This is a genomic window from Faecalimonas hominis (assembly GCF_054660755.1).
This window is the reverse complement of record NZ_BAAHSH010000088.1, coordinates 1-2,670: the sequence shown is the minus strand read 5'-3', so window position 1 is coordinate 2,670 and position 2,670 is coordinate 1. Positions and strand designations below refer to the sequence as shown.

At 34.5% G+C, this 2,670-nt stretch carries 3 protein-coding genes and 1 pseudogene; 3 read left to right on the top strand and 1 reads right to left on the bottom strand.

Features of this window, described 5'->3' with window-relative positions; translation table 11 throughout:
• Positions 1-1,059 (bottom strand): helix-turn-helix domain-containing protein (locus tag ACYQ35_RS11715; protein ID WP_459833781.1); only part of this gene is annotated, 1,059 nt, incomplete at its 3' end.
• Positions 1,060-1,262: 203 nt separating this feature from the next.
• Between ACYQ35_RS11715 and ACYQ35_RS11710 the strand changes: the two genes are divergently transcribed.
• The 3 genes and pseudogenes from ACYQ35_RS11710 to ACYQ35_RS11700 all read left to right on the top strand — a co-directional run.
• On the top strand, positions 1,263-1,541 hold the full coding sequence (locus tag ACYQ35_RS11710) for a hypothetical protein (protein ID WP_459833778.1): 279 nt from the start codon (positions 1,263-1,265) through the stop codon (positions 1,539-1,541).
• A 39-nt stretch (positions 1,542-1,580) separates the two neighbouring features.
• Positions 1,581-1,883, top strand: a complete 303-nt coding sequence (locus ACYQ35_RS11705) for a DUF2500 domain-containing protein (protein ID WP_459833773.1) — start codon at positions 1,581-1,583, stop codon at positions 1,881-1,883.
• 283 nt (positions 1,884-2,166) lie between these two features.
• Positions 2,167-2,670 (top strand): annotated as a pseudogene (locus tag ACYQ35_RS11700) (hypothetical protein); the annotation flags it as partial.

Genomic DNA, 2,670 nt, shown 5'->3' with positions numbered 1-2,670 from the left:
CGTTCCCGATTTTTTTCGGTGGGGGGGGAGGGTAGAAGCAGAAACAACCTTATACATTTCCTGTAAAGCCGCTATATGCTCTTCTGCATGGGGAATCTGTTTGAAAGATTCCTTTGAAAGTTCAAAAGAAGTATCCATAAAAAACAGGCACGGGTGAAATTCTAAACTGTGAGAAGGAAGACCGTATTCAATATAATTTTCTTGTAAATGATTAATAATTTTAAATGTATTGTCGGCATATTTGATTAGTGGCTGAGCCATATCAAAAATACGGTAAAATTCTTTGCGATATTTTTCTATGGCAGTATCCGTATCATGTAAACTGACTGTTTTAAAATCTGAAGATATAGTCAGAAGATATTCCGAAGTAATAATATAGTAAGGCATAATCAGCATTTTTTCATCACTGGGAGTAAGGTTACTGTACAAATAATAAGGCCGGTAAATGTCTTTTAAAATTTCGGATAATGGTAAAATATGAGATAGTGCTTCCAAATTTTGACATGGATATACAGTGTTTAGCGGATTTTTGTTCAATGTAATTAAATGTTTTACCGACGCTTCTCCTTTAAAATCCGCAAATAATCCTTTTAAAATAAAGAAAATATATCGATATGAAGTTGGCAGATTGAAAAGAATTTCCGGTTTATTATTATTTTTTAATTCAGATTGTAGAATAGATAAAATTTTATTTTCTACATTGGGTACCGGAGAAAATGGTTCGTAGTAATCAAGAGTTTCGGAAAAAGAAATATTTTTCTTATTTTCTTCATCAAGGAACGAAAGACTCTCAATTAGGCTTTTAATGTAGCACCGACTCATATATTCTGATTTTCCCACTTTTTCTATTTCATACAATTCCAACAATTCTTTTTTCTCAATCGGACTGATTCTGAGATAAGAACAGAAGTCTTTGACAAAATCCAGACTGGGAAGCCGTTTTCCCGTCACCATTCGTTGAATGGAAGTTTTATCTAAAGAAGAATGTTTCGCCATTTGATATACATTACTCCCGCTATTGATTAAGAGTTGGCGACAACGCTCACTAAATTCTGACATATGTTTTCCTCCCTCATTGTAATAACTATAGAAATTATACAGAGAGTTTGGACATATCACAAGTTTATCCAGTGAAAAAATGGGGCACAGTGGGTAGCACATATTGAATGGGGAGTGGAGTGGGGAATATGATGGAATATGTCAGAAAAAGGAAGAGGAGGGTAGAAAGTAAATAAGTTTATCTAGAAAAAGGAGGAAAAGAGATGTCTAAAAAAGTAATTAGAAATTGTATGTTAATTATGGCAGTCTGTTTTTTGATACTCGGAATACTGTTCAAATCAAATGCTGAAAGACAGAAAGGGATACAAGCAACGACAGGAATAATGATTGACGGAAAGTATCAGCCTACATCATCAGGAAGAATTGGTGCAAATCAGGAAAAATATGAAGCGGCTAATACGACAGGAACTACGTTTTATGTTCTTGCAGGAGTAACGGGAGTTATAGGAGTGGTAATGCTTATTGGGGGCAGAAAAAAATAATATGAGGAGGCAGAAAGTATGTACGTCAGCAGGAATAGTATGGATTTTTGGGAAATAGTTCCTATGTTTTTCGCAATTATGGTAGGTATTCTTGTTTTATTAATGCTTGCCTATGTTTTTTATCAAAATAAAGATAAAAAGAAAGAACTAATTTCCAAGAAAGTCACTGTTTTGGAGAAACCTATTCAGCAGGGAAATCTTGAATGGTATGTAATGGAAGGCGAAAATGGAGAGAGAATGAAATTGAGAAGTTTTCAGGGAAATAGTCTTTTTATTTCTGTAGGTGATAAGGGAGTTGTCAGTTACAGAGGAGAAACGATAGAATCATTTAAAAGAGAATAAAAAACGATATAAGGGAACTTAAGAGAAAAACATCAAAGTTCCCTTATTGCTTATTGCTATACTCCTATAAGTGTGCTATCATAACATCATTCACAGACATTCTATTTGTGAATCGGCCAATCGGCTTATCCTGAGGAAATCCCTCAACTTTACCAAACAACAAATTTATAACAAATGTTTGCATGAAGTATCTTGCTGAAAATTCCTTTTTTGCGTATACTCTAAACATAAGATTTCTTTGCATTTCTGCAAGGTTTTTCATGCAAAGTGAAAGGAGAAGCCTATGCAGGACAAAGAAAACAGAGAAGTGAAAAACAGTGTATTTGTAGATTTATTCTATGCAGATGAGTCAGCGGAAGAAAATGACATCGCCCTTTTTAATGCAATTCATAATGAATCATTGCCGGAGGGAACAACTATCAGGCGGTTTAAAGTCGATACGACAATCTATATGAATTTTCAAAACGATATTTCCTTTGATGCAGGTGGAAAACTACTTATATTCGGGGAACATCAATCCACCGTTAATGAAAATATGCCTCTCCGAAGCCTTTTATATATCGGACGTGCCTATGAGCAATTAGTTGCCATTCGTGACCGCTATAAAAGGAAGCAAGTTCCTCTTCCCACACCTGAATTTTATACATTTTACAATGGAAAAGAAAAGTGGGATAAGGAAAAAGAATTACGGTTATCGGACGCCTATATGATAAAAGATTCCCAACCCATGTTGGATTTAAAAGTGAAAATGATCAATATTAATCCGAGTTGGTCCTATGTCAAGATT